We start from the raw sequence: 16,665 nt of genomic DNA, 5'->3' as shown, positions 1-16,665 counted from the left end.
GTAAGGGCCTGCTTTAAGCTTAGTTATTTCGTGCTTGCTGTATTTCTTGTAAAAATACTTTTGCTGTTTGTGTAATTTTATCGTATCCATCAACCTCTGGATTGCCGATAAGACTACCACCCGCACCAACAGCTACAGCGCCTGCACGAATCCATTCACTTACATTACTAATATTGACACCGCCTGTAGGCATTAAATTAGCACGTGGTAAAGGCCCTTTAAATGCTTTAATTACTTTCGGTCCCATTAACTCGCCAGGGAAAACCTTTAGCAAATCTGCACCATATTCCATTGCTTGTATCGCAGCTTCAATCGTCATGACACCAGGCATATAAGGAATTTGATATCTATTACATAGCCTCGCTGTTTCTACGCTAAAGCTTGGACTAACGATATATTTTGCCCCTGCAAGAATTGCGATACGAGCTGTTTCGGCATCCAATACTGTGCCAGCTCCTAAAATAGTATCTGATTGGAAAGTGTTAGCTAGTTCTTCAATCACCTTTGTTGCACCTGGTATGGTAAAGGTAATTTCAATTGCAGCAACACCGCCATTTAAGGCAGCTTCGGTAATTTTTTTTGCTTGTTCAATATTTTCTGCACGTACAACTGCAACAAGTCCAGCATCTGTAATTTGCTTTAATGTATGGTGTTTTGTAATCATTGTGACACTCCTTAATTCCACTTAGGATTATCAATAACCTCAGGCTGACCATCTTTTTCAACGACTAGCTTTCGATAGCCTTTTGTTTCGATTGTTCCATAATCATGGCCAGCATCTGCACGAAATGCATAAAAAGTAATAAGTGGCTTATTACCTGTATTAATACTTCGATGTGCATAACGCGGCGGCACATAAACTACTTGTCCTGGACTGAATTTCTCAATTTGCCAATCGCCTTCAGGGTTTTCCATTAACATAAATCCTTCTCCGCTTAAGCAATAATATACTTCACCTGTTTCTAAAATTGTATGGAAATGCCCTTTTGTCATATGGTACTCATCACCCACTTTGCCAGGGTATAGAACGCTCGTACCAAATAAAATGTCACCACTTGTTTGTGGAATATCCAGTTCGTAAAATTCATAAATTAGCGGATTATTTTCGTTTTGTAGCTTCCCATCATATGCTTGTTTATTAGCATACATATTCTTCATACTTGATAGTTGCCGTTTTACTGAAGGTGTTTTTTTAGATAAACCTGTTGTTAAATCAAAATCTGTAGTAAATGCTTTTACTGGCTGTGTCATATAAATTCCTCCATTTTTTATTTTAAATCGTCTGAAGTAAGTTCTATTTCTTCCATTATTTTATCTGTCAGCTGGATATCAAAAACCTCAGCAATTACTTGTGTCCAGCCATGTATGAAATAAATCCAGCCATCTTCTACATGTAAATTTTTCACTTGTTTTTGCTTCTCTGCTTGTCGAAGGAAATCCAATTCTCCTCTATAGTTTAATTCCCATACAAAACTATTGCGCGGAAATTCAGCTTTATCACTAAGTGGTGAGCCTTTTCGGTCTTTTCCTAATCCAGTTGCATTTATAACCAATGAATTCGGCGGTAATGAAGATAATAATTCATCCGTTTGTTCATGTGAGGTAACTAGATGATATTTGACTTTTGCTTCATGATTTACATCTTGCAAAATATGCTCGATTTCTTCCAAACGTTTTTTATCTAAATCGGTAATAATCATACGTTGAGGAATCTCTTGCCCTTTATTTTTGTTCAATAAATAAGATGAAATAGCTATAGCGCTGCCCCCAGAACCTAATAGCATGACCTCTCCATTATGCTCTTGCCAATATCCGCTAGGAATAAAGCGCTGTAATGCTAGTCCGCTAGAAATCGGGTCTTTAGCATGACCTACTAGTTTGTCATTACGTTTAGATATACATGACAATTCACCAAACATTTGAGCATATTCATCTAGTTCATCAAATAAATCTTTAGCTGCGACATAAATATCAATTTTATGCGTTGTCACAAGTGCACCTAAAGATAGTGGATCATTTTTTATAAATTCAACAACTGCTCTATATTCCTCTTTCGCTGCATGAATAGGTAAATCAATGCCAATTAACTTTGCTTCTGGAAATCCTAAAACTTTCATCCATTCTGGAAAAATCTTCATAATAGAAGATTTAGTTGTTGTCACACCTATAAAATACATTGTTGGTACGGTTGCTACTTGCGGTATGTTAGCCATGTTTAGTCATCCTTCCCATTTACTTCGCTAATGCGCGAGCAGCATTGTCTATCGTCATTTTTCTGATCATGCTGTCACTAACACCTGCTTTTTTTAGTATTGGTAAAAAAGTTGTCTGTAAATAATCTAAGCCAAAATTACCTCCATCGTAATGACGCATTCTTTTATTTGTTGTATCAAGACTAAGTAAAATACGATCCTCATGGCCCTTGTCTAAAAGTCTTAAAATCATAATTATCTCATCTTCATCCGAATGATAACGGAAACGACCAATTGTATCTAACTCGATATAAACGCCACTCTCAGCTACGTGAAGCATATATTCCAAGTTTTCCGTCTTTCGATCTAAATGACAAATAATCAATTTTTCAGGTGCTATATCATGTTTTTCATAAAAAGAAATCTGCTCTAAAGCATGATAGCCTAGTTCTGTATGAGACATGATGGCTGTATTTGTTAATTTTGAAGCTGTAGCTGCCGCCTTAAATAATGAGAAATATCGACCTGCTACCCCTTGCATATCTGCTGCGGTTTTAATTAGTCCTGCTTTACCATCAACGATTGTAGACGGCCAGTTGTCTTCACCATCCTGGTAAAGATGATTCGTTAACTCATCGACATATAATTCCGTCAATTTTTCTGAAGAAGCACTATGAATCCAATGATTACTTTTATAAAATACAAGCTTATGAAAACCTGTACATGCTATGATATTTAGCCCGCTTTCCTCAGACACTTTTTTTAGCAATGCTGCATTTCTTCCTGCACCGATTGGCTGTGCATCTACAATTGTTTGCACACCGTGCGCCATTGCCAATATCACTTCATTTTTCGTTTTTTCATAGTCATCAATAACAAGTGACGGATCTACCTGCATCGGGACGCCCTTTTTTAAAAAAAGATGCTCATGTGGATGCGTAATACCAAGTTCATTTATTCCCTTTTTACCAATAATCGTTGTAATAGCCGTTTGCACTTTACTATTCACCCCTGCTCATTCAACAGGTTCAGTATATTTTGTGTTGAAACAATCGCCATGCGCTCTACCGCTTCCTCTGTATAAGCACCAATATGTGGCGTTAAAATAAAATTATCGAGTTGAACAAGAGCATCTCCTACTTCTGGAGGCTCCACCGAATAAACATCTTGAGCAGCAATAGCAATTTGTCCTTGAACCAATGCACTTAGTAGCGCTTGTTCATCTACCAATTCCCCACGTGCTGTATTAATGAGCATCGCGGACGGTTTCATTTTTTCAAAAACTGTCGCATTCATAAGGTGCTTTGTTTCAGGCGTCGCGGGTAAATGCAAGGAGACGATATCCACTTGCTGAATAATTTCTGCAAAATCAGTCGCGTATCCAATTTGGTGCGCTTGAAGGAATTCTTCATCTCGCATATATGGATCATAAATCGTAACCTCCATCGCTAAGCCTTTGGCACGTTTTGTAACTTCTTTTCCTATTTTCCCGCCACCGACAATTAATAAATGTTTGCCTGTTAGTTCAATTCCGATAGAACGATCCCACCCGAAATCCTTGACACCTTTGATTGCGGAAGACAACTTTCTTGCACATTCAAACATTAAAGCAAGCGCCAACTCACATACCGAAATATTGTTTGTATCTTTTGCATTTCCTACCTTAATCCCTAGTGCTGCGGCTGCCTGTAAATCAATATTATCCATTCCTACACCGTATTTTGAGATTGCCTTCAAACTAGGAAACTTCTGTAATACTTCTTCTGTTAAAGGGTCTACACCAACAATAATCCCTATAATATCTTGATTTATGTAGCTCAATAATTGCTCCTCTGTTAATGTTTTACCTGTCGTATTTTCGATTACTTCATAGCCCATAGCTGTTAGCATTTCTATTGGCTTTTCTTTATATTTTTGAAATGATTTTGGCGTAATTAATATTTTCGGCATTTGCTTCTCTCCTTTTATATGAAGTTACAAATCATAATCAATTATGCCTCAGCGTCCGAAGGCTTTAGGCCAACACGATGTTGGCCACTCGGTCGTTGCCACATGACGTGGCGTTCTTAGACTGAGTTCCTCTATTTCAGCAGTGTTTGGACCTTGCTGAAAGAAGTTAATCAACATCAATAATGACCTTCATTACTTTATCTTTGTTTTCCTCGATAATATGATACGCCTCTAAATAATCCTCAAATTTCACATGATTTGTAATTAATAATCCAACCTCAATGTCTTTATTTGTTAATAACTCGACAGCTTTATCAAAATCTTGTGATTGATACATTGCCGTACCTAAAATTTGTAGCTCTTGATCTTGAACAAAGCCCATATTTACTTCTGTAAGATTTGAAACAACACCTACGATAACTACTGTGCTACCTTTTCTAGCAATATTAATAGAATTTGCTACAGTAAAAGAAGAACCAACACACTCAAAAATCACATCTGCCTTTTGCATACCAAAATACCTAATAATACCCTCTTGTAAATCTTCACTTTTATTATCAATAACCTCTAATCTAACTTTTCTAGCCATTTCTAGTCTTGCTTCACTTAGCTCTGACACAACGACCTTATTTGCCCCAAATGCTTTAGCCGTTTGCGCAACAAGATTGCCTATTGGTCCTCCACCGATTACTAACACATTTTTATTTCCAATATTCCGAACTCTTCCCACAGCATGTACGGCAACAGCCAATGGCTCAACCATAGCTCCTTCATCAAACGAAAGGCTATCAGGGAGCGCTGTTAATTTATCTGCTTCAACAACAAAATATTCAGAAGCAAGCCCTGTTGTTTGGAAGCCCATCACCTTTAAATCCTCACAAACATGGTACATGCCATTTTCACATGGGAAGCATTCTCCACAAACTACTTGAGGCTGGACTGTCACTTTCGTTCCAATTTGCACAGAGGATACATTAGTACCTACTTGAACAACTTCAGCAGCTATTTCATGACCTTGCACTACGGGAAACTGCGTGTAAGGATGTTGACCATGATAAACATGAATGTCCGATCCACAAACACCAATTTTTTTGATTGCTAATTTTACTTGATTGTCTCCTACCTCTGGAACATCCACCTCTTGAAATATAATTGTGGCAGGCTTTGTCATAATGGCTTGTTTCATTTTCATGCCATTTCCTCCTCTATCCGTACACTATGACTACTTTGCGCTCTGTTTTGCCAGATAAGTAATCTTCAAGCGCTTGCATAATATTTTCAAAGGAATAAACATCTGATAAAAAATCACGTAACACTAGCCTTCCTTCATCAATCCACTGAAGAACTTTTTCGTGACAAGCACCTTCTTCATTTTTATAAGGCATCTGTTGGAAGTTGATTTTCCAATTGCCAGGGGCTTCTTCATAATCTAAATACAGTTGGTTTCCTTTTGGAACACCGTAGCAAAGTAATTCTCCACGGTCTTTTAATAAAGTAAGGCCTTCATTCAAAATTCGCTCATTCCCAACAGCATCTAATACATATTCAACGCCGTTCGGATAAATTTTTTGGATTTGTTCCTTTACTGTTCCGTTTTCAGTATTAATAATGGTTGCTACACCAAACTTACGCATTAATTCTTCCTTCGCTCCATTTCTAACAACTACTGCAATTGATTCGATACCACTTAATTGCATCAACTTAATGAATGCTAATGCCACAGGACCACTACCATAAACTAATACTGTTGCACCTTTTTTAATGTCAAAATATTGAATCGTACTATATACTTCTCGCAATGTTACTAATATTGGGGCTTCTTCTATTAAAAGATTAGCAGGCAATACTTGCTGAGCATAAGCAACCTCTGAGCACTCATCGTCTCCATGTGCTTGTTGGTCATCGATTACACCAAATTCACTAAAAGCACCCCAACCTGAAGTAACTATTGTTCCATCATCTAGGTGAACTGTTGGTGCAAAAGGCAATATAACGATGTCTCCTTCTTTGTAGGAAACTACCTCCGCCCCTATTTTTTCAACACGACCTACTGCCTCATGCCCAAGCATAATTGGATATGATGATGCCTTAAAGCCTTTGAATCCACCTTTTATAATTGTGGCGTCCGTACCACAAATACCACATGCTAATGTTTTAACAAGCGCTTGCTTTGTAGTAATAGTTGGCATTGGCACCTCTTTAAGAAACAGCTCACTTTCGGCATTAACAATTAGCGTTTTCAATATACCTCCCCCTTCTTTATCTAAATAGTTCTTTCCTTTTTACTAGTCATAATTTGAAGAAGTACAGCAGCAATAATAATAATTCCTTTAATAATATCCTGAGGGTAAGATGGTACAGCCATTAAATTCATTATGTTTCCAATAAGACCAAGAATTAAAGCGCCTGCTACTGTATTTAGTACAAAGCCTTTCCCACCCATTAAGCTCGCACCACCAATAACAACTGCTGCAATGGCATCTAGTTCTTGTCCCATTCCAATAGTGGCACTACCAGTAGATGTACGCGAAGCTATAAACACTCCTGCTAATGCAGCAAGTGCACCAGAAATTGCATAGGTTGACATCACATAAACCTTTGTACGGACACCCGCTAACTGAACAGCTGTTTCATTACTGCCAATTGCTACAATCTTACGTCCAAAACCTGTATAACGTTGTATAAGTGTAAACATCACAACCAATAAAGCCGCTATCCAAATAAGTGGATACAGAAAATCTTTACTCGTCAGCACATCAATTGTTCCAGATTCAACCTTTATGGGTCTACCTTCTGTTATAACAAAGGCCACCCCTCTAGCAATTGTCATTGTTGCCAAGGTAGCTACAAAACCTTGAATACCGGTATAAGCTACAAGTGCACCAGAAAAAATCCCAAATAATAGCCCCACAATAACTGCTACCGCAATGGATACAGAAAAGTGTAAGCCTATATCAGTAATTAAAAGCGCTGATATAGTAGCCCCTAATGCCATAATTGAACCTACTGATAAGTCAATACCACCAGCTAAAATAACATAAAGCAAACCGATTGCTACAAGTATGGGGCCTGCTTGCTGCAGTAAAATATTTCGAATATTCATTGTCGTTAAAAATGTATCAGAAAGTATTGCACTAATAATAATGAGCAGCAGTAAAATAATAAAAGTATTATTATTAATTAGGAATCCTTTCCAGTTAAATTTTTTAGCTGTAGATGTCATCACTTAAACCCCCATCGCTAATTTGATTAAATTATTTTCTGTTAAAGATTCTTTCTCTAAACTTCCTGTAATTTGTCCCTCACGCATTACTATTGCGCGATCGCAAAGCCCTATAATTTCAGGCATTTCTGAGGAGATAACTATAATAGCAACGCCTTTTTCCGCCAAATCATTGATAAGCCTATAAATTTCCGTTTTAGCACCTACGTCTACCCCACGTGTTGGCTCATCCAAAATGATTAATTTCGTATCAATTGCTAACCATTTAGCAAGTGCAATTTTTTGCTGATTACCACCACTCAAACTATCAGCTAGATCTTCTGTTGAACCATACTTTGTATTAATACGCGCTAATAGTGTTGCGACTTCCTGTTTTTCTTTATAGTGTGCTATCCATCCATTAGATTGATTGGAAACCATTGTTGTATTTATACGAATAGATTGTTTTAACAACAATCCTTGTTTTTTTCGGTCTTCAGGTAATAGACCAATTCCTAATTTAATGGCTTGTTTAGGACTCCTTACATTAATTTCATTTCCAAAATAAATAATTTTCCCATCCTTTTTTGGTGAAGCACCAAAAATAACTCTCATCGTCTCTGTCCTACCTGAGCCAACTAAACCGCTAAATCCAACCACTTCACCAGCTTGAATAGAAAAACTTACATTATGAATAAGTTCTTCTGTAGATAGATTTTCAACTCTTAGAACTTCTTGACCGATTGTAGCTTGTCTTTCAGGGAATAATGTTTGAATTTCTCGTCCAACCATCATTGTGACAAGTTGCTCTTTTGTAATTGATTTCGTTTCTACCGTATCAATATATCTTCCATCCTTTAAAACTGTAATTTTATCGCTAATAGCAAATAATTCTTCAAGACGATGTGAAATATATACAATTGTTACACCTTGTGCCTGCAATTTTTTGATTAATTCCAATAATTTTTTGGTTTCAGAATGAGTAAGTACTGCTGTAGGTTCATCAAATACGAGAATCTTAGAATTTTTCGCAAGACATTTACAAATTTCAATAATTTGTTGATAGGCTACACTTAATTCTCCTACCTTTGTATTCGGATCAATATGACCAAACCCAATTTTATCTAACTCTTTTTGTGCATCTTCCCTCATTTTTTTCCAATTTATAAAAATACCACTGTTGCTTAAGTTATCAATATACATATTCTCAGCAACTGTTAAATCGGGAGCAAGCATAAATTCTTGGTAAATAACCGAAACTCCCATATCAATCATTGCTTTCGGTGTTGCTGTTTTTGCTTCTTGATCATCAATAACAATCGTGCCTGTATCTTTCGCATAAGCACCAGCCAATATTTTCATCAATGTGGATTTTCCTGCTCCATTTTCACCAATAAGAGCATGTATTTCTCCTTTTTGCACCTTTAATTGCACATCATTCAGTGCTTGAATACCACCAAAATTTTTTGATATATGATTCATTTCGATGATGTATTTAGAATCCAATTTTCTTACACCCCTTCCTTATTTTTTCAATTTTCTTATAAACTAAACAAATTATATGTATATAGAATCCCCACTCTCACCTTTAGAAAGGAGGGATTCTTTATATGAAACTTTTAGAAACCAAACTCGTAATATTCATCTACATTATCTTTTGTAACAGCTGCTGGTTGAGTCAACGTAATTTCTTCATAGCTTTTTGGATCTTTGCCATCCACTAAAATTTCTTTAGCAATTTCTACACCTAATTTAGCTACCTTGAATGGACTGTTTTCACCAGTTGCGAAATATTTACCTTCTTTAATTAAATCGTAGGCTTCGATAGCACCGTCTGCTGCCGCTACAATGTCTACATTTGATTTATTAGCATTTTCAAGGGCTGTCATAGCACCAAATAGCATGTGATCATTTTCACCTAAGACAGTCGTAATATTTGGGTTTGCTGTAATAAGATCCTCCGCAGCAGTTAAACCCGCTTCACGAGTCCAAGCACCCCATCCTTGACCAACTACAGAAAATTTCGCATCAGCATTTGAAGCTTTGCCACTTGAAGCAAGTTGTGCATCCATTTCGTTTGCTAATTTCCAAGCCTCGTCCTCTGACACACCTAATTTACCTTCTAAAATACCAGCAAATAAGCCTGTTCTACGCTCCATACCTGCTACATTTCCTTTTGCTCCACTTAAAATGATTGAGATAATTTCTGCATCCCCCATTTTCTCTGCATATGCTAAACCTACTAACCTACCATTTTGCTTATTGTCAGAGTAAACAGTCGTTACATTATTCGCTTCCTCTGCTACACCACTATCTAAGTTAATAACAGGGATACCAGCTTCAGCTGCTTTATTAATACTTGGTACTACTGCATCTGGTTCAGTTGCATCTAGGAAAATTAACTCCATACCTTGTGCAATAAATGTTTCCATGTTTTCAGCTTCTTTTGTTGAATCACCATTCGCATCAAGTATAGTTATTTTCCACCCTTCAGCTTTTGCATATTCTTTAACAGCTTCTACAAGGGATACAAAATATGGTGAATCCTGCGTTTTTATAGAAAAACCTACTTTAAATGTGTTATCGCTTTTTCCATCTCCTGTTGAATTTGAATCCCCACTACATGCTGCTGTGATAAGCATCACTGCAAATAATGCTAGAAATAACATAAACTTTTTTACTTTCATGGTCTTTTCCTCCTTATATTTGTATTATCGCAATATCACTACATCCTTATGTAATGACATTACAACTTAATAAGACATACTATACTATCTAAAGGAAGCGTTTACAACCTCATTTAAAAACTATTCAGTAAATTCTGTCTTTTAATATTAAATAATCGTAAATCCTCCATCTATTACAAGCTCACTTCCAGTAGTAAAAGATGCTGCATCTGATAATAAATAAATAACTGCCCCGACTAATTCAGCTGGGTCACCTAGACGTTTCATTGGTGTCCATGTAGCCCATTGTTCTTGCCAATCCTCTCGAACAAATGCTGTAAGCTCTGTAAACATATATCCTGGACTAATACAATTTACTCGGATGCCGTACTGAGCCCATTCATAGGCTAATGATTTTGTTAAATGTGTAACACCCGCCTTCGATGTATTGTATGATGCCTGTAATTGTGGATAATTAACAATAATACCTGACATTGATGCTGTATTTACAATAGAACCTTTGATTTGGTTTTGTACTAAATACTTACCAAATAATTGAGCAGCATAATAAACTCCATTTAGATTTACATCTATAACGCGGTTCCATTCTTCTGGTGTTGACTCAATTACAGGCTTTTGAATAACAATTCCTGCGTTATTCAAAAGTAACTCAATACTACCCATTTCATAAATCGAACGTTCTAATGCCCTTTGAATGGCTTGATAATCAGTAACGTCTACTTCCTGAGAAAATGTCCTTCTCCCTGTTTTCTCTGCAATTTCTTTTGCTGTTTCTTCTGCCTGTTCACCATTAATATCAAAAATAACTACATTAGCTCCCGCTTCAGCTAAACTTTCTGCAACAGTCTTGCCAATGCCACGAGCTCCTCCTGTAATTAAAACGGCCTTTCCTTTTAATGAAAATAGCTCTGTCAGTATTTGCACATCTATACCTCCCTTTTTTCGTCTACCTTATTCAAATCAATATTGCCTATATCATCGATTTAATCGTCGTAATATTCTGAATATTAAAGGTACATAATGGAATTTCAGCTTAATGATTTACTTAGATACGTATCCTTCATTATTAAACTAATAAACAGATTTATATTTTTCATATACCTTTTGTATAGCAAAGTAAAAGTCATCGAACTGTCTTTTAGCAAGTTGATACGTTTCGACCAACTGTGGATTAGGCTGTTGAGAACCTTGAATATGCAAGAAATTTTCAATAACATCAAAGCTATCATAAATACCTGCGCCCACACCACCTATAATTGCAGCACCCATAGATCCAGCTTCATCCAAATAATTAGGGATATGGACAGGTAACTGAAATACGTCTGCAATAATCTGACACCAAACCTTACTTTTGGCGCCACCACCAATCACAATTAGGTCTTCAATGTCGATATGCTCCTTTAAAATGTCAAAAACAATCCCCAAGTTATAGGTAACACCTTCTACAACACTTCTTAGCATCTCTTCATGGGTGGTATCTGATTTAATGCCTAAATAACTCCCCTTAGAGACGGTGTCCCAGCGTGGAGCTCGCTCTCCCAAAAGATACGGTAAAAATAGAACTCCTTGCGAACCAGGGGACGCCTTTTCAATCTTTTTATTTATTAGATCATATGGTGAACTACCTGTTTGCTCAGCAGTTTGTATTTCAGCCTGACATAGTGTTTCTTTCATCCAGTTGAACGAGCCACCTGCATATTGCATTGTACCGTTAGGCGCATAATATCCTGGAATTGCATGTGCCCATGTTACAATGCGCATTTCTGGATCAAAAATAGGGTTTTTAGAAGTCGTAGTAACCCATGCAGATGTACCTAGGGAACAATACGTCTTTCCTTCCCTAACAGATCCCGCACCGATACTCGCTGTCACACCATCTCCAGCACCAATGACAACTTTTGTTCCTTCAGCAAGACCAGTTACTTTTGCTGCATCTTGTAAAATTACACCTGCTTGATAAGTAGATGGTTTTAAGTCAGGTAATTTCGATATCTCAATGTTACTCGCCTCGATAATGCGTTTAGACCATGTAAATGTTTTCAAATCGAAGCAACCCATACTGTTTCCATCTGAGTAATCAGTGACAAATTTCCCTGTTAATTTAAATACAATATAATCTTTAGCATTTAGCGTCTTATAAGTTTTTTTATAAATTTCAGATTCATTATCACGTATCCACATTAATTTTTGTATACCATAAGAAGGTGTATTACGATGTCCAACAATCTGATAAAACTCTGTTTGAGCAATGGTTTTCTCTAATTCCATTGATTGCTTAACTGAACGTTGATCAGCCCAAATTATGGAGGGACGTAATGGTTCACCTTTTTTGTCTACTACTAAACACCCCATCATTTGGCCACTAAAACTCACCACTTCTATTTGTTTTGGGTCAATATTTGAGTTTTTAAGGATATTCAAAGTAGATGAACAAACCGCATCCCACCAATCATTTGGGTTTTGTTCTACCCAATTTTCATTAAAATAGTGAGTGGGATACGAAGAAATATAACTATCTATTAATCTTCCTGATTCATGAAATAACGTTGCCTTATTTCCAGAAGTACCAAGATCATGCGCTAAGATATATCTTTCCACTTTTCTGCTCACCTCTATTTAAGTAGCTGTAATTATAATTTCAAAACTATTTTTATCTCCCCTATATCGTGCAATGGAGTATTCAATTGGTTCATCTCGATAGTTAAATCCAATGGAAATAAATTTTTGGATTGCCTTACCTTTTTCCATATTTAAATAGTCAAAATCATATTTCTCCGCTTCAACAGCTTCGATATAACGTCTAATTTTGCTTATTTGTGTTTCTGAAAATTCACCTAAAATAGGGTACAAAGATTCTTTTACAAGATCCTTTTCGAGCACAAATTTACATTTATCATATGGAAGGTACGTTTTGACCATCACAATTGGCTCATTATCTGCAAACCTTCTTCGATGTAAATAAATAACTTTTGAGCCTAATGGAATATTTAATTTCTCTGATACAAATCCAGGTACATCTATTACTTCTAATTCCACTACTTCCGTGCTTGGTGTCATACCAAGGTCTCTTATTTGATCATTAAATGAACCAAGTGCTTGAATAAAGCTTTGTTCAATTTTTGGCGCTTTTACAAATGTTCCTTTACTTTTTACTCTGTATAACCATCCTTCTTGAACGAGTTCAGCTACTGCTTGACGTACAGTTGTTCGACTGATGCCATAAATAGCACTTAATTCTTTTTCTATTGGTATCGCATCACCTACTTTTAATGTTCCATTTTTTATATCGTTTAAAATCAATTCCTTTAATTGGTAATACAAAGGGATTGGTATTGATTTATCTAATTGATGAGCCATATTTATACCTCCAACATGCAGCTATTTAAAATAAATAAGTCCGTTTTTTAGTCGTAAAGTTCCTTATTATATATAAAACTTTCCCTAAGATTATTTTATAAATGTTCTAGTTAAAAGCAAAGTATTTTGAAATATTTACATACATCTTAGTGATCAATTTAATAATCAAGATAAATCCTCTAGTATATGTCACAGATTTAAAAAAGTATTTCTGGGAAAAATCTGAACAACATTAGCTGAGACGAAATTGATAACAGTACAAATCGGACTTTATTTATACAAACCGAATGTGAATGATATATTTTCATCATCTTTAAAGAGATGACTCACAATTAACTAATCCCACTAAAATTTTTCGAACTTCTTTCTCTTACAATATAGTAAAGATATATGTAATTAGTTCACCTCTCTATATAACTAATAATGAACAAGCGTTGAATATATATAAGAATATTCTGACTTCCGAGAATGGTAAACGTTTACTTACCGTTCATTATAGCACTAAGTTGAAATATATCAATATCATTATGTCATTACATAATGATATTCTCACATTTAAAATATTGAAATTAGAGATACCAAATTATTCTAAAATATCTTTGATATGCGTAATATATTCTTTTGAATAATAAAAAAAACTCACGATGTTATTTCTACACCGTGAGCTTAACTTTTGTGCTTTTATAAAAAACTGTATATTTTACTGGATTAGTAAAGCCTAACTTAGCGCCTAAATGATAAGATCCATGGTTATCAATATCACAATCCCAACAAGGCTGTAAATCATTTAAAAGGCAATCATCAATAAATTTTTCTACAATGAAGCCTGCTAATCCTTTTCCTCTATAGTTGGAATCAGTTATTATATCAATCTCTGCAAATTGATGAGATTTAAAAATAGAAACTGCTTCGCTAATGATCTTATTTTCATGCTGAAGACAAAAACCAAAGCCTTTTTCTAGAAAATCATCAGTAGATCCCCAGTATTCCTCATAATATTGATTGTCAAATTCTAAACTATGATCAATTTGATGTTGCTTGATTTTAATGCATTCGTAATCAAGTGAATCTCGTTTCTCTCTATTGTTATAAGCATTTATATCAAAGCTAAAATTGTATCTTTCTAATTTATTCACATAATTATTTAATCGTTGCTCAATTTTTGCGCTCCATTCATCTGAATAACTGAATAATGTGAAACGTTTACTTTCCACAATCGATTCTTTTAATAAAGCCGCGAGTTTACTTATAACTTTCTCGCTGGACGAATCGCCATGAACAAAGTATATCCCTGCTTTGGTTTGAAATAGTAGTGAACGAAAGCTTGCATCGTCGGCATAGACAGTGCCTTCTATTACCTGATCTAGTATACTGTAGACAAATGTTGGTGCACTCTTTATCGTTTCTTTTATTCCGGGAAAATTTTCAGCTGTTACCTTTATCATTTTCATTTCCTCCATTCTTTTGATATATCTTCATACATTATAACTTTAATAGTAAATACTAGAACTGTTGTTTAATATTGAAATTATGTATAATAAGTACATAAAATTTGAAGGGACTGAATTATGCGCAGATAGCAATATTTTTCATCCAAACTTAATTAAAAACTTGGAGGTAAAAGTATTGATAGAACAAATTGATACAAAAAGATTATATTTAAGAAAAATGAAGATGGCTGATGCACATAGTTTATTTAACATTTGGTCAGACCCGGAAGTTACTAAATTTATGAATATCACCAATTTTACTCACGAAGAACAAGCAAAGGAAATGATTGAGCTTTTTGATCAATTGACTGAGGAGCATAAAGCTATTCGCTTAACAATTATTGAGAAGGAATCCAATGAGATTATCGGCTCTTGTGGATTCAATTCTTTTGACGTAGAGAACGCAACAGCAGAAATTGGCTATGATCTTGCTAAAGCATATTGGGGAAAGGGCTATGCGCCAGAAAGTATTTCAGCTTTGATTGATTATGCTTTCAACACCTTGGACATAAATAGAATTGAAGCAAAAGTAGAGCCTGGTAATAGTAATTCTATAAAAGTAGTAGAGAAATTGAATTTTACGTTTGAAGGAACATTTCAAGAATACAAAGAATCAAAAGAATCTTTTTATGACATTAATGTTTACTCTTTATTAAAATAACTTGAAATAAAAAATATAAAAGCCAAGAATGTTTACCTAAGAACATTCTTGGCTGCTTTCATTTCTGTTACTTAATCGGAATCCAAATTTCAGAATAAAGGTCAGGACTAAATGGATCTTCGTCTGAATACACTTCCAGCTCAGCCGTCCCAGTAGGTTCGTATGAATTAGATGGGAACCATTCAGAGTAAATTTGTTTCCAAGTATTTTGCATAGCATCCGGCATAGGGCCATGTACTTCAAACACAACCCATTTAGATGCTGGTACTTCCATCGCTAATAGATTTTCTGGGACATCGCCCATATGATCCGTTGCAACCCAATAATCAATTAGGCCATTTTTTTCTTCCCCGGCATTTGGTACACATACACCAAGTACCCCTTTAATTTCTCCATTATTTAATTTAAATAAATGATCGTCCATCCCTTTGCTGTTTATTTCATCCCAAAATTGAGGAATGCCTCGCGTATTCTCACCATTCTGACAATCAAACGTTCTTTTTACTCCAACCACTTGAAACTTTTCTTTTTCTACGATTTTATACTTCATTGGTTCTGCTCCCTTCAAGCTCACCTGGATGACCAGGCGATTGTATGATTGTAGTTGTCCTTGTTTCTTTCTTGCTTCACTAGGCGATACATGATGCTGCTTCCGAAATGCCTTTGTGAAAGCTTCAGGAGAGTCGTAGCCATATTTGTAGGCGAGATCGATTATTTTTTGCTCCGTATTCATTAATTCTTGTGCCGCTAATGTTAATCTTCTGCGTCTTATATAATCTGCAATAGACATATCTGTTAGAATTGAGAAAGTCCGTTGAAAATGAAAGACCGAAGAATTTACCTCTCGCGCGAGTTGCTCCATTGTGATGTCATCTAATAAATGCTCCTCGATATAATTAATTGCTTTTTGAATCGACTCAATCCAACTCAAGTGCTCTCACTCCTTGCTTATAGCTTAAAATATCTGAATTCGTTATTCCTGTCTTTTTATGCTAACTTTGGACTGGTTAAAATGAAAGCATTATTTTTTATTGGGACATCACCAAAAATAAGGGATAACATATGTTGAAACGTATACCACGTATATAAGTTGATCTTCGTTCCGACTGGGCGACTCCTTGGGCCT

The 16,665-nt window shown here is 35.7% G+C and carries 16 protein-coding genes; 1 reads left to right on the top strand and 15 read right to left on the bottom strand.

Going from position 1 to position 16,665, the window contains the following annotated elements:
• Positions 1–19 precede the first annotated feature (19 nt).
• The 14 genes from AN161_RS11190 to AN161_RS11125 form a co-directional block, all read right to left on the bottom strand.
• A complete protein-coding gene (locus AN161_RS11190) occupies positions 20–664 on the bottom strand; it encodes a bifunctional 2-keto-4-hydroxyglutarate aldolase/2-keto-3-deoxy-6-phosphogluconate aldolase (RefSeq protein WP_053594425.1) in 645 nt (214 codons plus the stop codon).
• Between the two features lie 11 nt (positions 665–675).
• Entirely contained in the window at positions 676–1,251 is a 576-nt protein-coding gene (locus tag AN161_RS11185) for a glucose-6-phosphate isomerase (protein ID WP_053594424.1), read from the bottom strand.
• A gap of 17 nt (positions 1,252–1,268) precedes the next feature.
• On the bottom strand, positions 1,269–2,213 hold the full coding sequence (locus AN161_RS11180) for a shikimate dehydrogenase (protein WP_053594423.1): 945 nt from the start codon (positions 2,211–2,213) through the stop codon (positions 1,269–1,271).
• 19 nt (positions 2,214–2,232) lie between these two features.
• Positions 2,233–3,189 (bottom strand): hypothetical protein, encoded by a 957-nt coding sequence (locus tag AN161_RS11175; RefSeq protein WP_241774547.1) that lies wholly within the window; start codon positions 3,187–3,189, stop codon positions 2,233–2,235.
• Between the two features lie 8 nt (positions 3,190–3,197).
• Entirely contained in the window at positions 3,198–4,142 is a 945-nt protein-coding gene (locus AN161_RS11170; protein WP_053594421.1) for a phosphoglycerate dehydrogenase, read from the bottom strand.
• Between the two features lie 166 nt (positions 4,143–4,308).
• A complete protein-coding gene (locus AN161_RS11165) occupies positions 4,309–5,334 on the bottom strand; it encodes an alcohol dehydrogenase catalytic domain-containing protein (protein WP_241774546.1) in 1,026 nt (341 codons plus the stop codon).
• A gap of 13 nt (positions 5,335–5,347) precedes the next feature.
• Positions 5,348–6,385: a zinc-binding dehydrogenase gene (locus AN161_RS11160; protein WP_075807223.1), complete on the bottom strand. Its 1,038-nt coding sequence runs from the start codon at positions 6,383–6,385 to the stop codon at positions 5,348–5,350.
• A 20-nt stretch (positions 6,386–6,405) separates the two neighbouring features.
• Positions 6,406–7,365, bottom strand: a complete 960-nt coding sequence (locus AN161_RS11155; RefSeq protein WP_053594420.1) for an ABC transporter permease — start codon at positions 7,363–7,365, stop codon at positions 6,406–6,408.
• Between the two features lie 3 nt (positions 7,366–7,368).
• Entirely contained in the window at positions 7,369–8,850 is a 1,482-nt protein-coding gene (locus tag AN161_RS11150; RefSeq protein ID WP_053594419.1) for a sugar ABC transporter ATP-binding protein, read from the bottom strand.
• A 113-nt stretch (positions 8,851–8,963) separates the two neighbouring features.
• Positions 8,964–10,031 (bottom strand): substrate-binding domain-containing protein, encoded by a 1,068-nt coding sequence (locus AN161_RS11145; protein WP_053594418.1) that lies wholly within the window; start codon positions 10,029–10,031, stop codon positions 8,964–8,966.
• A 147-nt stretch (positions 10,032–10,178) separates the two neighbouring features.
• A complete protein-coding gene (locus tag AN161_RS11140; RefSeq protein WP_053594417.1) occupies positions 10,179–10,955 on the bottom strand; it encodes a glucose 1-dehydrogenase in 777 nt (258 codons plus the stop codon).
• 147 nt (positions 10,956–11,102) lie between these two features.
• Positions 11,103–12,629, bottom strand: a complete 1,527-nt coding sequence (gene xylB, locus AN161_RS11135) for a xylulokinase (protein ID WP_053594416.1) — start codon at positions 12,627–12,629, stop codon at positions 11,103–11,105.
• Positions 12,630–12,647: 18 nt separating this feature from the next.
• Positions 12,648–13,388, bottom strand: coding sequence for a GntR family transcriptional regulator (locus tag AN161_RS11130; protein ID WP_053594415.1), 741 nt, complete (start codon positions 13,386–13,388; stop codon positions 12,648–12,650).
• Between the two features lie 653 nt (positions 13,389–14,041).
• Positions 14,042–14,833 carry a GNAT family N-acetyltransferase gene (locus tag AN161_RS11125; RefSeq protein WP_053594414.1) on the bottom strand — a complete coding sequence of 264 codons (792 nt, stop codon included), beginning with the start codon at positions 14,831–14,833 and terminating at the stop codon, positions 14,042–14,044.
• Between the two features lie 181 nt (positions 14,834–15,014).
• Between AN161_RS11125 and AN161_RS11120 the strand changes: the two genes are divergently transcribed.
• A complete protein-coding gene (locus AN161_RS11120; RefSeq protein ID WP_053594413.1) occupies positions 15,015–15,539 on the top strand; it encodes a GNAT family protein in 525 nt (174 codons plus the stop codon).
• A 67-nt stretch (positions 15,540–15,606) separates the two neighbouring features.
• Here AN161_RS11120 and AN161_RS11115 read toward each other — a convergent pair whose 3' ends face one another.
• Positions 15,607–16,470 (bottom strand): AraC family transcriptional regulator, encoded by an 864-nt coding sequence (locus AN161_RS11115; RefSeq protein WP_053594412.1) that lies wholly within the window; start codon positions 16,468–16,470, stop codon positions 15,607–15,609.
• Positions 16,471–16,665: the final 195 nt, after the last annotated feature.

Origin of the sequence: Lysinibacillus sp. FJAT-14222 (genome assembly GCF_001278875.1) — a bacterium.
Taxonomy (GTDB): domain Bacteria; phylum Bacillota; class Bacilli; order Bacillales_A; family Planococcaceae; genus Lysinibacillus; species Lysinibacillus agricola.
Note: the sequence above shows the minus strand (reverse complement) of the source record. Positions and strands in the feature narration are given on the sequence as shown.

What these genes read in the sequence shown, in the direction of transcription:
- AN161_RS11190 (WP_053594425.1), bottom strand. Translation starts at nt 664, where the DNA reads ATGATTACAAAACACCATACATTAAAGCAAATTACAGATGCTGGACTT.
- AN161_RS11185 (WP_053594424.1), bottom strand. Translation starts at nt 1,251, where the DNA reads ATGACACAGCCAGTAAAAGCATTTACTACAGATTTTGATTTAACAACA.
- AN161_RS11180 (WP_053594423.1), bottom strand. Translation starts at nt 2,213, where the DNA reads ATGGCTAACATACCGCAAGTAGCAACCGTACCAACAATGTATTTTATA.
- AN161_RS11170 (WP_053594421.1), bottom strand. Translation starts at nt 4,142, where the DNA reads ATGCCGAAAATATTAATTACGCCAAAATCATTTCAAAAATATAAAGAA.
- AN161_RS11165 (WP_241774546.1), bottom strand. Translation starts at nt 5,334, where the DNA reads ATGAAAATGAAACAAGCCATTATGACAAAGCCTGCCACAATTATATTT.
- AN161_RS11155 (WP_053594420.1), bottom strand. Translation starts at nt 7,365, where the DNA reads ATGACATCTACAGCTAAAAAATTTAACTGGAAAGGATTCCTAATTAAT.
- AN161_RS11145 (WP_053594418.1), bottom strand. Translation starts at nt 10,031, where the DNA reads ATGAAAGTAAAAAAGTTTATGTTATTTCTAGCATTATTTGCAGTGATG.
- AN161_RS11130 (WP_053594415.1), bottom strand. Translation starts at nt 13,388, where the DNA reads ATGGCTCATCAATTAGATAAATCAATACCAATCCCTTTGTATTACCAA.
- AN161_RS11125 (WP_053594414.1), bottom strand. Translation starts at nt 14,833, where the DNA reads ATGATAAAGGTAACAGCTGAAAATTTTCCCGGAATAAAAGAAACGATA.